Origin of the sequence: Winogradskyella luteola (assembly GCF_019203985.1) — a bacterium.
Taxonomy (GTDB): Bacteria; Bacteroidota; Bacteroidia; order Flavobacteriales; family Flavobacteriaceae; genus Winogradskyella; species Winogradskyella luteola.
This window is the reverse complement of record NZ_JAGSPD010000009.1, coordinates 44,501-61,444: the sequence shown is the minus strand read 5'-3', so window position 1 is coordinate 61,444 and position 16,944 is coordinate 44,501. Positions and strand designations below refer to the sequence as shown.

Genomic DNA, 16,944 nt, shown 5'->3' with positions numbered 1-16,944 from the left:
ATATTTTAAATTAAACTTCGTTTCCCTAAAGATAACTAAAATTATTATGGTTTAAGAAACACCTTTAATCCTACGCTTTAAATCCTTATTTTTGTTACAAACCTAAAATCAATCTCACATTGTCCGACTATAAACTTGGTCTAGATTACGCCAAACAACAAGATACATTAGACGAATTATCAAGCTACAGACAACAATTTCATATTCCAAAGGACAAACATGGAAATGCATTGATTTATCTATGTGGTAACTCGTTAGGATTACAGCCTAAATCAACAAAAGCCTATATAAATCAAGAACTGGAAGATTGGGCAAATTTAGGTGTAGAAGGCCACACAGATGCTAAAAACCCTTGGTTACCTTATCACGAATTCCTTACCGAAAGCACCGCAAAATTAGTCGGTGCCAAACCTATTGAAGTTGTAACCATGAATTCGTTGACGGCGAATCTTCATTTTATGATGGCTTCCTTCTATCAACCAACCAAAGAACGCTACAAAATAGTCATTGAAAGTGATGCATTTCCATCTGATAAATATGCTGTTGAATCTCAATTACGTCATCATGGTTATGATGACAAAGAAGGTTTAATACTCTGGAAACCTAGAGAAGACGAAGAATTGTTACGTTACGAAGATTTAGAGCAAATACTAGATGTTCAAGGTGATGAAATTGCTTTAATAATGATTGGGGGAGTCAACTATTATACAGGGCAATTCTTCGATCTAAAACGAATTACAAAATTAGGGCATAAACATAACTGTATAGTTGGTTTTGATTGTGCTCACGGTGCTGGAAATGTCAATCTAGATTTGCATAATTCTGGTGCAGATTTTGCTGTTTGGTGTACATATAAGTATCTAAATTCTGGACCAGGGAGTTTGTCTGGTTGTTTTGTACACGAGCGACACGCTTACGATAAAAGTTTAAACCGATTTACAGGATGGTGGAGTCACAACAAAGAAACACGTTTTAATATGCGCCACGAATTTGATGTACTGCCTGGAGCTGAAGGTTGGCAATTGAGTAATCCCCCTATTTTATCTATGGCTGCCATAAAAGCATCTTTAGATATGTTCAATGAAGTGGGCATGGAGAAACTCTTAAGAAAATCGAAAAAGCTAACAGGTTATTTTGAGTTTTTATTAAAGGAGTTAGGAGAAGATGTCATAAGAATCATTACACCAGAAAATCCAGACGAACGTGGCTGTCAATTATCCATTCAAGTATTAAATGCTGATAAAACTTTGCATGATAAACTAACTGAATCTGGGGTAATAAGTGATTGGAGAGAGCCCGATGTCATTAGATGTGCACCAGTACCCTTGTACAATTCGTTTGAAGATGTTTATCTTATGGTTGAGAAAATGAAAGAAATATTAAACTAAGCTGTCATTATTTCAAAGGCAGAACACCACAATCTAAAATAGATTTCTGCAAAGTCAAGAATAACAAAAATGGAACATAAACAACAAAACATACTAATAATCGGAGCAGGTCTTTGCGGTAGCCTACTAGCACTACGATTAGGACAACGCGGCTATAATGTCACTGTTTATGAAATGCGACCAGATTTGCGACGTACAGATATTTCTGCAGGCAGATCCATTAATTTAGCATTTTCAGATCGTGGAAATAAAGCCATGAAACTTGTCGGAATTGAAGACAAAGTAAAAGCATTGTGTATTCCTATGAATGGACGAATGCTTCATGACAAAGAAGGCAATACATTTTTATCTAACTATAGTGGTCGTGAGCACGAATACATTAATTCCATCTCAAGAGGTGAACTCAATGGATTGTTACTAACTGAAGCAGAAAAACACGAAAATGTAAAAATCCATTTTAATAAAAAATGTAAGTCTGTAGATTTTGAAAAAACCACTGCGTTATTCAAAGACTACCATACCGAAGATGAATTTATTGAAGATGCAGATTGTATCATCGCTACAGATGGAGCAGGTTCTGCATTACGCAAAAGCTATTATCTAGAAAAGAAGTTTTTATTTAGCTTCTCGCAAGACTGGTTAACTCACGGTTATAAAGAGCTAAGTATTTTACCAGCAGAAGATGGTGGCTATAAAACATATAAAAATGCGCTTCATATATGGCCTCGTGGAGACTTTATGGTCATTGCACTACCAAACTTGGACGGTAGTTTCACCGTAACATTGTTTCTAAGTTACGACGAAGGAGAATACAATTTCAACAATCTCGCAACACCAGAAATTGTAACTGAATTTTTTCAGAAAGAATTTCCAGATGCCTTGGCATTAATGCCAAATCTCGTTGAAGACTTTTTTGAAAACCCAACAGCACCACTGGGAACCGTAAAATGTTCACCATGGCATTATAAAGGCAATACACTGTTAATGGGAGATTCTGCTCATGCCATTGTACCTTTTTATGGTCAAGGTATGAATGCTTCTTTTGAAGACGTTGTAGAATTTGATGCTGTTTTAGATCAATATGAAAGAAATTTACTTAACGGTGAGGCAAGCTGGGAAATGATATTTACCGAATACGAAAAAGCCAGAAAGAAAGATACGGATGCCATAGCTGATTTAGCCATTGATAATTTTCATGAAATGAAAGACCATGTCGGACAGGCTATATTTCAAGAAAAACGAAAAATCGAAATGGCTCTTGAAAAAGCATTCCCAGAAGACTACTCTTCAAAGTATAGTTTGGTTACCTTTAATGAGCATATTGGGTATAGACAAGCGATGTTACGAGGAAGAGCACAAGATAAAGCCATTTTAAATATGCTATCAGATGGTGTCATTTCCATAAATGACGACATTGCAGTAATTTTAGACAAAGTAAAAACAGAAACTGAAGCAATTTTAGAAGACGACAGAGTTGCCAGATTGAGATAATATTATGAATAACAAAAAGAATAAAATTTCTGCTTCTCCATCTACCGAAAAAACAGGTAAGGGAACCGAAGTAACACCAAGAGGAGCTTACCCACACATTAAACAAGTAGGCGATTTCATTTTTGTTTCGGGCACTAGCTCACGCAGATCAGATAACACTATTGCAGGTGTTGACATTATTGACGAAATGGGAACTAAAAAACTAAATGCCTACACCCAAACCCAAGAAGTTTTAAAAAATATAAATAAGAATTTAGCTAAAGTCGGAGCCTCTTTAAAAGATGTTGTAGATGTCACCTCTTTTTTGGTAAACATGAATGACTTTGCAGATTACAATAAAGCTTATGCAGAGTTTTTTGATAAGGAATCAGGGCCAACCAGAACAACAGTTGCCGTGCATCAGTTACCGCATCCAGATTTGGTAATTGAAATTAAAGTGATGGCTTACAAAAAATCTTAGATATGAAAAAATTCTTATCAGTAATACTTCTAATGTTATCTTTCAGTTTATTTGCTGATGCTGGATATGCATATCGTTTTCATTTAAATCTTCAATCAGAGAAAGGAGAGACTATAAACGGTTATTTTTATTTATATACTTATAAAAAATTTAATAATGAATTTGATGCTAGTTTTAAAAATTTTGTGGTTAAGGATGAGATAGCATTATACTCACACATTGTAACAATAAATATAGGAAGCACTATTTTGGATTTTACAAATAATGATTTTAAAACTCAGATTAAACTAAAAGATTATTTGCGGATAAGAATTAATGAATTTGTGGATTTTGGAAATACTGATAGACTTTTTGAACTATCACCAGAAAAGTTTAAAATTATTAAAACAACTAAGCCAAAATCAACTTCAATTTACAACGAAAAATATGCTGAAAACTGCAGCTTAATATTAATTACATGGAATGATGATTCCGATTTATTAGAACACAGAGCAGAAATTTCAGAAAAAATAAAATCCTTTGAAGAAGATTTCACTAAATATAATAATGAACTTAATGCTTATTTTCAGGGAAAAAAGAAAGAACTTCTCAAAAAAGGTATCTTGTTTATCTTTCATTGCGATGCATTATAAAAAATGAACATTAAAAACTACATAAACGGAGATTACCAAAACCCAATCCATGACCATTGGATAGATAACCATAACCCATCAAACGGAGAAGTTTACGGCAAAATTCCAAATTCATCCAAAGAAGATGTAGAGCAAGCATATCAAGCTGCCAAATCAGCCTTTAGGCTGTGGTCTAATACAACTTTAGAAGAACGTAGTCGTATCCTCATAAAGATTTCAGAATTACTGGAGGAAAATTTAGACCGTTTTGCTAAAGCTGAAAGCAAAGACAATGGCAAACCGGTTACTTTAGCAAAGTCAGTTGACATCCCAAGAGCAGCTAGTAACTTTAGATTTTTTGGCAACGCTATAACACAGTTTGCGAGTGAAAGTCATGAAAGTGTTGGGCAAAATGCTATCAATTATACCTTACGTCAACCCATTGGTATTGTAGGCTGTATTAGCCCTTGGAATCTTCCGCTCTATCTTTTTACATGGAAAATTGCGCCAGCATTGGCAGCGGGAAACTGTGTGGTTGCAAAACCAAGTGAAGTTACTCCAATGACAGCATATTTGCTTGGAGAAATCTGTAATAAAGCCGGTCTGCCCAAAGGTGTTTTAAATATTGTTCATGGTTTAGGAACAACCACGGGACAAGCGATTATAGAACATCCAGACATTAAAGCCATTAGTTTTACAGGTGGCACATCAACCGGAGCACATATCGCTAAGATAGCTGCACCAATGTTTAAAAAGCTATCTTTAGAGCTGGGTGGAAAAAACCCAAATATCATTTTTGCCGATTGTGATTATAATGATATGTTAGAGACAACAGTTCGTTCATCTTTTGCTAATCAGGGACAAATATGTTTGTGTGGAAGTCGCATTTTCGTGGAAGTTTCAATTTATGATAAATTCAAAAACGATTTTGTTGAAAAAGTGAAGCAGCTTAAGGTGGGTCATCCGTCTCAACCCGATACCAATATTGGAGCTTTGGTATCAAAACCACATTTAGAAAAAGTGAAAGATTATATTGCTATCGCCAAAGATGAAAACGGAACAGTACTCTGTGGTGGAAATGAAGTTAATATAAAAGGTTATGAAAATGGTTACTATCTAGAACCAACGGTTATCGAAGTACCAAATGATGAATGCCGCGTTAACCAAGAAGAAATTTTTGGCCCTGTCGTCACCATTATGCCCTTTAATACCGAAGATGAAGTTCTGCAAATGGCTAATAAAGTTAAATATGGCCTATCTGCAACATTATGGACCAACAATTTAAAACGTACCATGCGTATGAGCAATCAACTACAGGCAGGCATTGTCTGGGTAAACACATGGATGATGCGAGATTTGCGAACCCCTTTTGGTGGTGTTAAAGCTTCAGGTGTTGGTAGGGAAGGAGGCTTTGAAGCCTTACGCTTTTTTACCGAACCTAAAAATGTATGTATAAAGTATTAAAACCTAAATATCATGAAAACTAAAATCACAGCATTAGCTTTACTATTTATTAGCACAGCACTTTTTGGACAAGAAGGCTGGAAAACATTAGAGCAAGAAGAATACGCCATAAGTTATCCTAAGGATTGGGTATCTAGCGACCAAAAGCCTCAGCCAAGCATTCAATTTCTTCTACTGGCAGATGAAGCATCACAAAAAGAAGATCTATTTAGAGAAAACATCAACCTTAATACTGAAGATTTGGGTGGCAATGACATGGATGTAGAAGTTTATGCTAAAAAATCAATAGATCAAATTTCTATGCAGATTCCAAGTGCAGAAATCATATCCAACCAAAACATTAAAGTCGATGGGCAAGATGCCGTAGCTATTGTATGGTCAGCTGATTTTGGCAATGGGATGATATTAAAATTCAAACAAATTATTATCACTTACAATCAAAAAGGCTATGCGCTCACATTTTCTTCTTCAGATGCTGAATACAACCAATATATTGAAGTAGGAGATAAAATTCTCAACAGCTTTAAACTAGCAAGATAAATGAATTTTGAACTCAACAATAAATATGCCTTAGTCTGTGGAAGTACTGCAGGTATAGGTAAAGCAACAGCCTTGGCATTGGCAGAAGAAGGGTCGATAGTGACTTTAATTGCTAGAAATGAAGATAAGCTAAAAGCCACACTTTCTGAACTGCCACAACAACGTAATCACGATTACATCGTTGCAGATTTCTCCAATCCTAGAGAGTTAAAAGCAAAAGTTGAGGCTTATATTAAAAACAATCACGGTTTTCATATACTGATCAACAATACAGGTGGGCCAGCTGGCGGCCCTATCTTTTCAGCTAAAATTGAAGCGTTTGAATCTGCATTTACACAGCACCTAAAGTGCAACCATGTTTTGGCACAGTCAATCGTACCATTTATGAAAAGTGAAAACTACGGAAGAATAATCAATGTCATTTCAACCTCTGTTAAGCAACCTTTAGATGGTCTTGGAGTTAGTAATACGATTCGCGGAGCTGTAGCCAACTGGAGTAAAACTCTAGCCAATGAACTAGGTCAATTTGGTATTACCGTAAACAATGTACTGCCTGGTGCTACTGGTACTGAGCGTCTAAGTCAAATTATTAAAAATAAATCTGTTAAGACTGGGAAATCTGAAGAAGAAGCTGCAAACGCAATGAAAAGTGCGGTACCTGCTAAACGTTTCGCAAAACCCGAAGAAACAGCTGATGCTATTACGTTTTTATCAAGCGCACGAGCCGCATATATTAACGGAATTAATCTTCCTGTTGATGGTGGACGAACAAAAAGTTTGTAACTTTAAGGGGAATTAAAATATTAAACCATGAGTAAAGTATATCCACCCGTTAACTTCAAAGCTTGGATTGAAGAAAATCGTCATTTGCTAAAACCACCCGTGGGTAATAAAGTAGTTTGGAAAGACGGTGATTTTATTGTTATGGTCGTTGGTGGCCCCAATAGCAGAAAAGATTACCATTATAATGAAACACCAGAATTTTTCTATCAGGTTGAAGGTGATATTGTATTAAAAGTGATTGACAAAGGCACTCCAAAAGATATTCATATAAAGGAGGGTGAAATATTCTTATTACCGCCAAAGGTTCCGCATTCACCGCAGCGTGGTGCTAATACAGTTGGTCTTGTTATAGAATATCCAAGAGAAAAAGGTGTGCAAGATGCATTGCTTTGGTTCTGTGAAAACTGTACCACTAAATTATATGAGGAAGACTTCACTCTAGATAATATTGAAACGGATATGCCAGCCATTTTTGATAAGTATTATGGTGACAAAGACAAGCGAAGCTGTCCTAATTGTGGTAAAGTAATGCAACCGCCTAAGAAAGTGCAAATAGATTAACGTTTTGTCATTCAGAGCAAAGCGAAGAATCTAAAAAATATTTAAATTAAACAGATTGCCACGGCAAAAGCCTCTCAATGACAGATACATGGAAAAACGCAAACTTAGAATAAACGGCCACTCTCACCTTCTTCCCTATCCTGAAGAAATACCAGACTTTATGAGAGATAAAGGGATTTTTTGGGTAGATAAGGACAGAAAATTTATGCTTCAAAAAGATTGGAACCGACCAATAACTGACTCTAGTTTTTTCTTGAACGAAAAATTAGCTTGGATGGAGCATTTTAAAATAGATCATGCAGTTGTTTTAAATCTGTCTCAACTCTATGGTAATGGTCTGCGCTTAGAAGAGATGAAGCAAGCATTGCGATTTCAAAATGATTTTAATGCGCGTATTCAAAACGATAACCCAAGTAAGTTTACCTGTGGTTTTGTTGTACACCCAGGATTTGTAAGAGGAGCTTGTTGGGAAATTGAGCGTTGCGTTGAAGAGTTGGGTTTACAACTTTTATGTCTACCAACACATTACATGGATACAATTGGTACGTGGCGCTGTATTTTTGATGAAGAAAACGAACCGATTTTCGAGTTGGCAGACAAGTATAATCTTGCTGTGGAAATTCATCCTTATGATGGGGAAAAATTTATAAAGCTCGAAAATACATCTTGGCGTTTTCATTTAATTTGGATGTTAGCACAATGCGCTGATGCTTACCATTTTTTAACGCTTAATGGTTATTACGAAAAATACAAAAACATGCGTGTTTGTTTTGCACATGGTGGACAATTAGCACAAATCAACTTAGGGAGACGTATACAAGGTTTTGATGGACGACCAGATTTATTTGAAGATAAAAAACACCCCAGAAAAGCTGTAGGTCATAAAAACATCTTCTTTGATACTTTGGTACATGATACCGGTGGTCTAGAACTTCTCATAAAAAACCAGACTTCCAAACAAGTATTAATGGGATTAGATGATCCTTATCCTTTAGGCGAAATGGAGAGCGAAAAACAATCTTCTTATCCTGGGAAAATTTTAGATCTTGCCATAGAAAGAGATATTATTACAGAAACTGAACGCAATGCTATCTGGGAAGATAATGTTATACAATGGTTGTGTGGAGATGACCAAAATGCTAAGGATAAACTAGTTGAAAGAATATTATCATAATGTATTTTTTGCCAGAAAAATTAGACCAATACATTGTTACACATTCTGAGCAAGAGCCAGAGTTATTGCAACAGCTTACTAGAGAAACATATCAAAAAGTATTACAGCCTATAATGCTCAGCGGACCTTATCAAGGCAGAGTGCTAAGCATGATTTCTAAACTTATCAAACCAAAAGCTATTTTAGAATTAGGAACTTTTACTGGCTATTCTACGATTTGTTTGGCAGAGGGTTTGGCTGAAAATGGGCAACTTTATACTATAGATGTTAACGAAGAGTTGGTTGATTTCCAACGAAGATATTTTGACAAATCTGGATTTGGACATCAAATTATTCAGCATACGGGTAATGCCTTAGATATCATTCCTACGATAAATGAAACTTTTGATTTGGTTTTTATAGACGCAGACAAGCCTAACTACAGTAATTATTTTCATCTTGTAATAGATAAATTAAAGTCTGGTGGTATTATTCTATCTGATAATGTGTTATGGCATGGTAAAGTTATAGAACCTCTAGATGAAAAGGATAAATCAACCAAGGCCGTTTTAGAATATAACACTTTACTTAAAAATGACAATCGTGTTGAAACTGTTGTCTTGCCTATACGTGATGGTTTGACAATAAGTAGAAAAAAATAAATTACATGTTTCGTTTTACTGAGCCAGAGAAATCTTCAACATCATCTTTAACTTTATTGATTTCTTGCTGAATGTCTTTAGTAACATTGGTATCAACAATATTAGCTTCTTTGGCACTTTTAGTGACTTCATGTTTAATATCGTTAGTGGCATCTTTAAGTGTCCGCATACCCTTACCAAGTCCACGGGCAATTTCTGGAAGTTTATCAGCACCAAAAACCAATACTACTATAAATAGTATAAATACAATTTCGGTACCACCAATAAATAATAATATAGGTTGTTGCATCACAGTGCAAATATAGTTAGTTTGTAAAATATATATGCTAATATTATATGAATTAACTTGAAGCGAGACAACGCTAGGTTGAGCATTAATTCAACTAAACATTTTATGATCCATCAAAGACATTCACAAAATGATTTCATTAAAAAAGCCGACTCGTTAAAATCGGCTTAAATATTATAAAACTAACCTCCTCAATTAGTTTTTTACTTTATTCTTAAACTTATTAAAGTCACTTTCTTTAGTTTCTCTTGGCCAAGCATTATTAGATGTATCTACATCTGCAGTTTCTAAATCTGGATCTACAGTGATGGACACTATTTCCTTTTCACTCGCAACAGCTCTGCTTACTTCTTTATCATTAAATCTCCAAATCTGTGCAGGGTAAGTCACTTTTTCTTTAGAGCCATCTGCATATTCATACTGAACAATCAAAGGCATTACCAAACCACCCGGTTTATCAAAAGTGACCTGATAAAAATATTTAGGCGATTTCTTCATGTTTTTTTGCTGCTCTGGAGTAAAGTTATCCATAATGTATTCTTTCACCGTAGGCAAATCTTCGACTGACGTACCATTTTTCATGGCTTCATCATAACCTTCCTCTCCTTCACCTATAAAATAAACCAAAGCATTCGGATCCATATTATAGCGTTCGGCTAATTTCTTTCCGTTTTCGTTAGGTTTATTAGTAACAGCATACTTTTTAACTTCTTTAATACCAATGTCTGTGTAATCTGTGGTGTAAAACCAACCTCTCCAAAACCAATCTAAATCAACTGCAGAAGCATCTTCCATGGTACGGAAAAAATCTTCTGGTGTTGGGTGCTTAAACATCCAACGGTTAGCATATTCTCTAAACGAATAGTCAAAAAGTTCGCGCCCCATAATGGTTTCCCTCAGAATATTCAACCCTGTTGCTGGCTTACTATAGGCATTACTACCAAACTGATACGTGTTTAAACCTTTGGTCATAATAGGTGCAATATAATCTTGATTTCCGCCCATATATCTCACAATATTTTTGGCAGGTCCTCTACGAGAAGGATATTTATCATGTCCAGGAGACAATGCTGTTGGATTCCATTCTCCAAAATCTTGCTCTGCAACATATTGTACAAATGTGTTTAAACCTTCATCCATCCAAGTCCACTGACGTTCATCACTATTAACAATCATAGGAAAGAAATTATGACCTACCTCATGAATAATAACACTAATCATTCCGTATTTAGTTCTATCGGAATAGTTACCTTCTTTGTCTGGGCGACCAAAATTATAGCAGATCATAGGATACTCCATTCCCATGGGCGCATGTACAGATATTGCCTTATGATAAGGGTAATCAAATGTCATACGAGAATAAGACTTAAGTGTACTGGCTACTGTTCTGGTAGACCATTGTTCCCACAAAGGGTTTCCTTCCTTAGAATACATGGATACAGCCATAACGTCTTTATCTCCAATCTTTACTGCCATCATATCCCAAATAAACTTACGAGATGTGGCAAAACCAAAATCACGTACCATCTGTGCAGAAAGTTTCCAAGTCTTTTTCTTACTACTCTTGGCTTTTTCGGTTTTCTCAGCCTCTTCTTGGGTAACAATCATTACTGGCTCATCATAAGATTTTTTAGCTTTATTGTAACGTTTCATCATGTCTTTGGTAAACACCTCATCTCTATTTGTGAGATAACCTGTACCATCAAGAATGTGATCTGCAGGTACGGTTATATTAACATCAAAATCCCCAAAAGGCAATGCAAACTCGTCTCTTCCCCAAAACTGAGAATTCTGCCAACCCTCAACATCATTATAAACAGCCATGCGAGGATAGAACTGCGCCATAACATATATTCTATTGTCATTCTCCTTAAAGTACTCGTAACCAGAACGTCCACCGTCTTTAACATGGTCATTAATATTGTACCACCATTTAATTTTGAATGAAAATTTATCTCCTGTCTTCATTGCCTTGGGCAATTCTACACGCATCATTGTGCGATTAATCATATAAGGCAAATCTTTACTGTTTACATCTTTAACATGTTCAATATTGAAGCCTCCATCAAAGCGTTCCTTTAGGTAGGTTCTTGCTGCTCTAGAAGCTGACGCAGCTGGACTAATACCTGAGCTGCTAATTAGGGGAGTTTTTGAGTCTTTAGCACGCATATTTTGGTCTAACTGAACCCAAAGATATTTTAATTCGTCAGGCGAATTATTAGTATAAGTAATAGTTTCATTACCATATAACTTAGCATTTACATCATCAATCTCAATGTCCATTTTGTAGTCAGCCTGTTGCTGATAATATGCCGGTCCGGGAGCACCTGAACCTGTTCTAAACATATTTGGCGTTGCAAACTCATCATATAACTGCTTGAATTTGTTTTGGTTAGTATGACCAGGTTTACGTTCGGGCTCTATCTCGTTTTGGGCATAAGTACTTGCGGAAATAAACAATAGAGCACCAATTGCATACTTTAATATCTTCATTATAACTAATGTTTTTTAAAAATGATGCCTAAAATAAGTATTTAGCGGGCTTTAACAGATTTTTAATTAAAGTTTAACATGCATTTATCATTATCTGGAACGAGTAAAAAACTTCTATTCTCCCCTAGCATTTTGAGTCTTACAATATTCTGCTGTTCTGGAAACAAATCAAACAATGCGCGGTTGATAACCTCTATGGATTTGATATTGGAAATATCCTCTATCTCTAAGTAACAATACGTAATGTCATCTTTGTATTCTTTACCAATAAAATTGAAATTTAAAATGCTTCCATTGACTTTGATGTTTAGTTTATCAGACAAATAACGTTCCATGTAAGTATTAATAATCCTGCTATCACTGTCTGGTGCCAACGTTATATTTTCATCGTAACGCTTGCGTAATAATGCCTCAAAGTCATCAATGAATATTTGGCTTATGATTTGGAGCGATTGCTGTTTCTTAGCATATTCAATTTTAGTAACGCTAACATAATATTCGTGTTCTTTGGTATTTGAAAGCAATACAGGCAGTATTAAAAATATTATTGTGAGTTTTAATAACTTCATCTTTTAAATTCTATGATATTTTGCTAAGTCCAAGAAGTATTCCAAAGTTAATTTTTATCTTCAGTTTTTCTGTTTTCTCTATAGACCGTTAATTTTTGTTTCAAATATTCAAGAAGCTTTATTTCGTTTTTTTCTTTACATAGCGCAAGAAAGCTTTCGTCCTCTTGGCAAAATAAAAAATACTCGTTTCGCAAATCCTCTGCTAATGTATCCTTTTCAAAAATAATAGGTTCATAATCCCTTCGCAATCTATTAATGCATTTATCACGATCATCTAACTCTACAATTTTTTGAAGCTTTTTTGTTCTACCGCTGATTTTATTGAGCAACTTATGAAAATTTACTCCTAGCCCACCACCAAAAGGACCACCAGACACTGAAATAATACTAGGCCCTCCATCTGCATCAAATAGCTTTCTTTCATTCTGTGTTAATGGTAAATTTGTATTGCCAGGAATACCAAGATCATAGAAATTAACTTCTGTTTTTGCATCTGAGTTTTCGAGATCAGATTCTAAACTTCCTGTTAAAATTTTGCCAACAATGACTTCATCTAGTTCGTTAATTTTCTCAATAAGTTGTACTGAAAAATTGCCTGAATTCACCATTGACTGAGTGATTATCACTTCTTTGGATTGGTACTTTAAACCAGAAATAAATAAGGTATCTGAAGTTTTAGCGATAATTAAAAAACTACCGTCTTCATTAGAGATGGCATATTTTAGTGCCGTTTTGTTTAATATATGAATGCCCTCAATGTCACCATCTGCAACAAGTTGTCCTTTAAGCCCTTTACGCTGAGCTTGGGACAAAAAGACGGATAATAACGCAACAAGACCGCATATTAGGTTAGTCTTTTTCACGTATTTCTTTTAGGAAGGATTTACTCAACTCTGTGATGCGCTCCAAAAACTGCATTTCCTTATCTTCTTTAAGCAGTTCTTCTTTAACACCTTGTTCTTCGACATAATCAATAAAAGCTTCTACTTGATCTAAAGGAATATTGAAATTGGCATGAATATAATTAATACTATACTTATCTAACGCTTCTTTAAATGGTGTTTTTTCAACTGCGGTTTTTGCGCCATTTTTATCAACATCTACAACTTGGCTTACGATAAAACCTGCAAGATTAACCACATTAAGCATATTTTCAACTCTCGGATTATATTCGTTAAAAGCTAAATTATCTGCCTTAGTTTTAAAATCTGGTGAAAAATTGAAGTCTTCAATATGGTCTAAGCCAAAATATACATCATCTAAACTCACATTATAGGTTCTAACATTTTCTAAATCCGCACCTAAATTACCTGTTAATCCGAATGGTAAAATAACCACTTCATCTAATTTGTTGACCTCTTCTACAAGGATAACAGTCAGATTTTTAGATTTTATAATATCTTTCGTAATTGTAACTGTAAAATCCTGAAACTGTAGTGCGCCAAACTCTACAATATCATTAACGGCAACCATAATATTAAACTCTCCCTTCTCGTCTGTAACAGTTCCCTTATTAGAAGACGTATTGTAAACCGTTACTCCTTCTTTATCCTCTGCAGTAACAATTATTTTACCCTTGATGGATGTTCTTTCAATATCCTGCCCATAAATGTTAAGAGCAAAAAAGCTAAGTAAAATAAATGCGATTTTTTTCATGTTGGTTTTTATTGACTTATAAAGTTCGTCTATATTCTTTAAATTTCATAAGAAATCCCTGATAAATCTTTGTTAAATCATTTCGAGACATATCATTTGTAATAATTATTTTTACAAAAAATATTATATCTTGAAATCAATTATAATTGCTAGCACCTCAACTATTCACGGTAGTGGATATTTAGAATATCTTTTAGAAGAGCTTAAAATTCATTTTAAATCCGCAGAAGAAATCTTGTTTGTGCCTTACGCCAGACCTGGCGGCATTTCTCACAATGCTTATGCTAAAATTGCAGCCAAGGCCTTTAACTCTATTGGTAAAACCGTAAAAGGCCTACATGAATTTGAAAACCCAAAGGAAGCTATTGAAAATGCCCAAGGTATTTTTACGGGTGGCGGCAACACCTTTGTTTTAGTCAACCAATTATATAAAAACGATGTTTTGGTTTCCATAAAAGAGGCTATTGCAAACGGAACACCCTATCTAGGCACAAGTGCTGGTAGTAATATTTGCGGATTAACCATAAACACCACCAATGATATGCCCATTGTATATCCTCCAAGTTTTAAAACGCTCGGTTTAGTGCCTTTCAATATCAATCCACATTATTTAGATCCAAACCCAAATAGTACGCACATGGGCGAAACGAGGGAAACACGAATTAAGGAGTTTCATGCTTTTAACACACAACCAGTTGTTGGTTTGCGAGAAGGAAGCTGGATAGAAGTCAAAGAAAATAACCTTACGCTAAGAGGAAAGTTAGACGCTAGAATATTTGAATATAATAAAACTCCTTATGAATTGCCAACAAATTCTGATTTAGGATTTTTGAAATGAGTTTAAATGTTTCTATAGAAATGATAACCCAAAATTTCGTAGCCTTCGTTATGGTAAAATTTATGTGAAGGATAATTTTGCACATAGGTATTTAACTCCATAGAATTACAATCTTTTTCTTTAACATAGGTATAGATCCAATCCATAAATTGTTTTCCCAATCCTTTATTTCTGTGTTTAGGCTTTATATAAACATGATCTAATTCTACTGATTTACCTGCATAATGTCGGGTACAAAACCATAAACCAGTAACACCTATGACTTCATCTCTATAAAAGATTACTACACATTCATAATTTTGATGTTGCATCTCATCAAAACGCGATTTTAAAACTGTTTGGCTTACTTTACCTTCATTTAACTCAAAGACTAAAGGAATAATGATTTCTAAATTATTGTTTGGTAAAATTTTAAACTGATAATCCATAACTAGTTTTTATCATTATAAAAGTAGAATTAAAAATTTAAAGGTAAAACCATTAATTTTTCAACAAAAATTATTTTAAACTTTTGTAACTTTAGCCAACTAAGATAATCATTATGAGAAGAGGTAACTTTAAAGTCCGGATTTTTATCTTTATCGCTATTGCTGCGTTTGCATATCTAAGAAAGTGCAGCCAAGAAGAGATCAATCCCTACACTGGCAAAAAACAGGCTATTTCATTGTCTCCACAAGAAGAAATAGCTATTGGTCTACAGAGCGCGCCTGGCATGGCACAGCAACATGGAGGTTTGCACCCAAATAATGAATACCAAGCGTTGGTTGATAATGTGGGAAACAAGTTAGTTAACAGTAGCATTGCAAAAGCGACACCATATAAATATGATTTTCATTTATTGGCAGACCAAAATACCATTAATGCATTTGCGTTACCTGGTGGTCAAATTTTTATTACCTATGCTTTATTTTCAAAATTAGAAAACAAAGATCAACTCGCAGGAGTACTGGGTCATGAAATAGGTCATGTTTTAGGGAAACATTCTAACGAACGTATAACTAATGCTAACTTTTGGAAAGTTTTAGCCATGGGAAGTTCTGCCATAGATATGGGAGGTGTAGCACAGCAAATGGGACAAGGTCAACTCCTAAAAAATGGCAGAGGTGATGAATTAGAGAGTGATGAACTTGGGGTACAATTTATGATTGAAGCTGGTTATAATCCTGAAGAGATGATTGGAGTAATGGAAATTTTAAAAGCTGCAGCCGGCCCTAATCGTGTACCAGAATTCCAAAGCACACATCCAGATCCAGAAAATCGAATAGAAAAAATCAGGGAAGCTATTGAGAATTATAGATACAAAAAAGCGTCTTAAATTAAGACGCTTTTTACAATTAACTAACTCAAATAATTGTCTTTAATTAGACTCTTTTTCTTTTAAATCTTTTCAAAAACTGTGCCGCTTCTTTAGCATTAGATCTTTCTGCATGTCTTAAGGCGGAAATACCTTTGTCACAATACGAATGAACATCTGCACCTGCAGTTATTAAAATTTTAAGTACATCTACCCGATTATACTTAGCAGCATAATGTATGGGTTGCATGCCATTAGATTTAGCATTAACATCTGCACCTGCCTTAATAAGCTTGTTTACCTCTTCAACGTTACCTGTTGCTATGGCTTTGCATAAAGGACTAACCTCTACTGTTTTAACAGTCACTTCGTTAGTTTCTGGAGCTATAATATCGTTTGTCGCATTTAAATTACTAATTGAAAAGCCCAATGCTAAGGCTAAAATTACTGCTGATTTTCTCATGATGAAAGAATTTTAAATTTAATTGATTTGTTTTTTTGATATATTAAAGAGACGACATAATCTTCAAAGTGTTACACTAAAAAATGTTATATAACATACATTTAACGTTTAAGAAACAAATATGTTAACACTTTCACAAAAATCCATTTCAACATAACATGCGGATTATCAATACTTAAAACACAAATAATAGGTAAAATTTTAAGCATTAAAATTGTTACACTATTCT

At 34.7% G+C, this 16,944-nt stretch carries 19 protein-coding genes; 12 read left to right on the top strand and 7 right to left on the bottom strand.

All coding sequences use genetic code 11. The features are described from left to right. The first annotated feature begins 119 nt into the window (after positions 1-119). From kynU to KCG49_RS11555, 10 genes are all read left to right on the top strand, one after another. Entirely contained in the window at positions 120-1,388 is a 1,269-nt protein-coding gene (gene kynU / locus KCG49_RS11600) for a kynureninase (RefSeq protein WP_218546695.1), read from the top strand. Between the two features lie 69 nt (positions 1,389-1,457). Beyond that, positions 1,458-2,879 (top strand): FAD-dependent oxidoreductase, encoded by a 1,422-nt coding sequence (locus tag KCG49_RS11595; RefSeq protein WP_218546694.1) that lies wholly within the window; start codon positions 1,458-1,460, stop codon positions 2,877-2,879. Between the two features lie 4 nt (positions 2,880-2,883). After that, on the top strand, positions 2,884-3,339 hold the full coding sequence (locus KCG49_RS11590; RefSeq protein ID WP_218546693.1) for a RidA family protein: 456 nt from the start codon (positions 2,884-2,886) through the stop codon (positions 3,337-3,339). 2 nt (positions 3,340-3,341) lie between these two features. Then, positions 3,342-3,971: a hypothetical protein gene (locus KCG49_RS11585; protein WP_218546692.1), complete on the top strand. Its 630-nt coding sequence runs from the start codon at positions 3,342-3,344 to the stop codon at positions 3,969-3,971. A 3-nt stretch (positions 3,972-3,974) separates the two neighbouring features. Further along, positions 3,975-5,414 (top strand): aldehyde dehydrogenase, encoded by a 1,440-nt coding sequence (locus KCG49_RS11580; RefSeq protein ID WP_218546691.1) that lies wholly within the window; start codon positions 3,975-3,977, stop codon positions 5,412-5,414. A 12-nt stretch (positions 5,415-5,426) separates the two neighbouring features. Then, a complete protein-coding gene (locus KCG49_RS11575) occupies positions 5,427-5,954 on the top strand; it encodes a PsbP-related protein (protein WP_218546690.1) in 528 nt (175 codons plus the stop codon). Then, a complete protein-coding gene (locus KCG49_RS11570) occupies positions 5,955-6,737 on the top strand; it encodes an SDR family oxidoreductase (protein WP_218546689.1) in 783 nt (260 codons plus the stop codon). A 27-nt stretch (positions 6,738-6,764) separates the two neighbouring features. Beyond that, the gene (locus KCG49_RS11565) at positions 6,765-7,298 is read left to right on the top strand and encodes a 3-hydroxyanthranilate 3,4-dioxygenase (RefSeq protein ID WP_218546688.1); all 534 of its coding nucleotides are present in this window, start codon (positions 6,765-6,767) and stop codon (positions 7,296-7,298) included. 88 nt (positions 7,299-7,386) lie between these two features. Continuing rightward, a complete protein-coding gene (locus KCG49_RS11560; RefSeq protein WP_218546687.1) occupies positions 7,387-8,472 on the top strand; it encodes an amidohydrolase family protein in 1,086 nt (361 codons plus the stop codon). Next, positions 8,472-9,113 carry an O-methyltransferase gene (locus tag KCG49_RS11555; protein WP_218546686.1) on the top strand — a complete coding sequence of 214 codons (642 nt, stop codon included), beginning with the start codon at positions 8,472-8,474 and terminating at the stop codon, positions 9,111-9,113. Before KCG49_RS11560 ends, KCG49_RS11555 begins: the two co-directional genes overlap by 1 nt. A 1-nt stretch (position 9,114) precedes the next feature. On the opposite strand, the gene KCG49_RS11550 is transcribed toward KCG49_RS11555, so the two are convergent. The 5 genes from KCG49_RS11550 to KCG49_RS11530 all read right to left on the bottom strand — a co-directional run bounded on the left by KCG49_RS11550 (position 9,115) and on the right by KCG49_RS11530 (position 14,120). Continuing rightward, complete coding sequence (locus tag KCG49_RS11550) at positions 9,115-9,402, bottom strand: Sec-independent protein translocase subunit TatA/TatB (RefSeq protein WP_218546685.1); 288 nt, start codon at positions 9,400-9,402, stop codon at positions 9,115-9,117. A gap of 195 nt (positions 9,403-9,597) precedes the next feature. After that, positions 9,598-11,895, bottom strand: coding sequence for a M1 family metallopeptidase (locus KCG49_RS11545; protein WP_218546683.1), 2,298 nt, complete (start codon positions 11,893-11,895; stop codon positions 9,598-9,600). A gap of 62 nt (positions 11,896-11,957) precedes the next feature. Then, entirely contained in the window at positions 11,958-12,464 is a 507-nt protein-coding gene (locus KCG49_RS11540; RefSeq protein WP_218546682.1) for a DUF6702 family protein, read from the bottom strand. 47 nt (positions 12,465-12,511) lie between these two features. After that, positions 12,512-13,327 (bottom strand): peptidase associated/transthyretin-like domain-containing protein, encoded by an 816-nt coding sequence (locus KCG49_RS11535; RefSeq protein ID WP_218546681.1) that lies wholly within the window; start codon positions 13,325-13,327, stop codon positions 12,512-12,514. Next, positions 13,314-14,120, bottom strand: a complete 807-nt coding sequence (locus KCG49_RS11530; protein ID WP_218546680.1) for a carboxypeptidase-like regulatory domain-containing protein — start codon at positions 14,118-14,120, stop codon at positions 13,314-13,316. The genes KCG49_RS11535 and KCG49_RS11530 overlap by 14 nt, the downstream gene beginning before the upstream one ends. Before the next feature lie 130 nt (positions 14,121-14,250). Here KCG49_RS11530 and pepE point away from each other — a divergent pair, with 130 nt between their 5' ends. After that, positions 14,251-14,958 carry a dipeptidase PepE gene (gene pepE, locus KCG49_RS11525; RefSeq protein ID WP_218546679.1) on the top strand — a complete coding sequence of 236 codons (708 nt, stop codon included), beginning with the start codon at positions 14,251-14,253 and terminating at the stop codon, positions 14,956-14,958. A gap of 2 nt (positions 14,959-14,960) precedes the next feature. Here pepE and KCG49_RS11520 read toward each other — a convergent pair whose 3' ends face one another. Beyond that, positions 14,961-15,386, bottom strand: a complete 426-nt coding sequence (locus KCG49_RS11520; RefSeq protein ID WP_218546677.1) for a GNAT family N-acetyltransferase — start codon at positions 15,384-15,386, stop codon at positions 14,961-14,963. A gap of 113 nt (positions 15,387-15,499) precedes the next feature. Between KCG49_RS11520 and KCG49_RS11515 the strand changes: the two genes are divergently transcribed. Continuing rightward, positions 15,500-16,273, top strand: coding sequence for a M48 family metalloprotease (locus tag KCG49_RS11515; RefSeq protein WP_218546675.1), 774 nt, complete (start codon positions 15,500-15,502; stop codon positions 16,271-16,273). Between the two features lie 46 nt (positions 16,274-16,319). Here the strand turns inward: KCG49_RS11515 and KCG49_RS11510 are convergent, their stop codons facing one another. Next, the gene (locus KCG49_RS11510) at positions 16,320-16,715 is read right to left on the bottom strand and encodes an ankyrin repeat domain-containing protein (RefSeq protein WP_218546673.1); all 396 of its coding nucleotides are present in this window, start codon (positions 16,713-16,715) and stop codon (positions 16,320-16,322) included. Between the last annotated feature and the right edge of the window lie 229 nt (positions 16,716-16,944).

Bases quoted from the DNA above. Each gene is read 5' to 3' on its own strand.
- KCG49_RS11595 (WP_218546694.1), top strand. From the start codon at position 1,458: ATGGAACATAAACAACAAAACATACTAATAATCGGAGCAGGTCTTTGC.
- KCG49_RS11590 (WP_218546693.1), top strand. From the start codon at position 2,884: ATGAATAACAAAAAGAATAAAATTTCTGCTTCTCCATCTACCGAAAAA.
- KCG49_RS11585 (WP_218546692.1), top strand. From the start codon at position 3,342: ATGAAAAAATTCTTATCAGTAATACTTCTAATGTTATCTTTCAGTTTA.
- KCG49_RS11580 (WP_218546691.1), top strand. From the start codon at position 3,975: ATGAACATTAAAAACTACATAAACGGAGATTACCAAAACCCAATCCAT.
- KCG49_RS11575 (WP_218546690.1), top strand. From the start codon at position 5,427: ATGAAAACTAAAATCACAGCATTAGCTTTACTATTTATTAGCACAGCA.
- KCG49_RS11570 (WP_218546689.1), top strand. From the start codon at position 5,955: ATGAATTTTGAACTCAACAATAAATATGCCTTAGTCTGTGGAAGTACT.
- KCG49_RS11565 (WP_218546688.1), top strand. From the start codon at position 6,765: ATGAGTAAAGTATATCCACCCGTTAACTTCAAAGCTTGGATTGAAGAA.
- KCG49_RS11560 (WP_218546687.1), top strand. From the start codon at position 7,387: ATGGAAAAACGCAAACTTAGAATAAACGGCCACTCTCACCTTCTTCCC.
- KCG49_RS11555 (WP_218546686.1), top strand. From the start codon at position 8,472: ATGTATTTTTTGCCAGAAAAATTAGACCAATACATTGTTACACATTCT.
- KCG49_RS11550 (WP_218546685.1), bottom strand. From the start codon at position 9,402: ATGCAACAACCTATATTATTATTTATTGGTGGTACCGAAATTGTATTT.
- KCG49_RS11545 (WP_218546683.1), bottom strand. From the start codon at position 11,895: ATGAAGATATTAAAGTATGCAATTGGTGCTCTATTGTTTATTTCCGCA.
- KCG49_RS11540 (WP_218546682.1), bottom strand. From the start codon at position 12,464: ATGAAGTTATTAAAACTCACAATAATATTTTTAATACTGCCTGTATTG.
- KCG49_RS11530 (WP_218546680.1), bottom strand. From the start codon at position 14,120: ATGAAAAAAATCGCATTTATTTTACTTAGCTTTTTTGCTCTTAACATT.
- KCG49_RS11520 (WP_218546677.1), bottom strand. From the start codon at position 15,386: ATGGATTATCAGTTTAAAATTTTACCAAACAATAATTTAGAAATCATT.
- KCG49_RS11515 (WP_218546675.1), top strand. From the start codon at position 15,500: ATGAGAAGAGGTAACTTTAAAGTCCGGATTTTTATCTTTATCGCTATT.
- KCG49_RS11510 (WP_218546673.1), bottom strand. From the start codon at position 16,715: ATGAGAAAATCAGCAGTAATTTTAGCCTTAGCATTGGGCTTTTCAATT.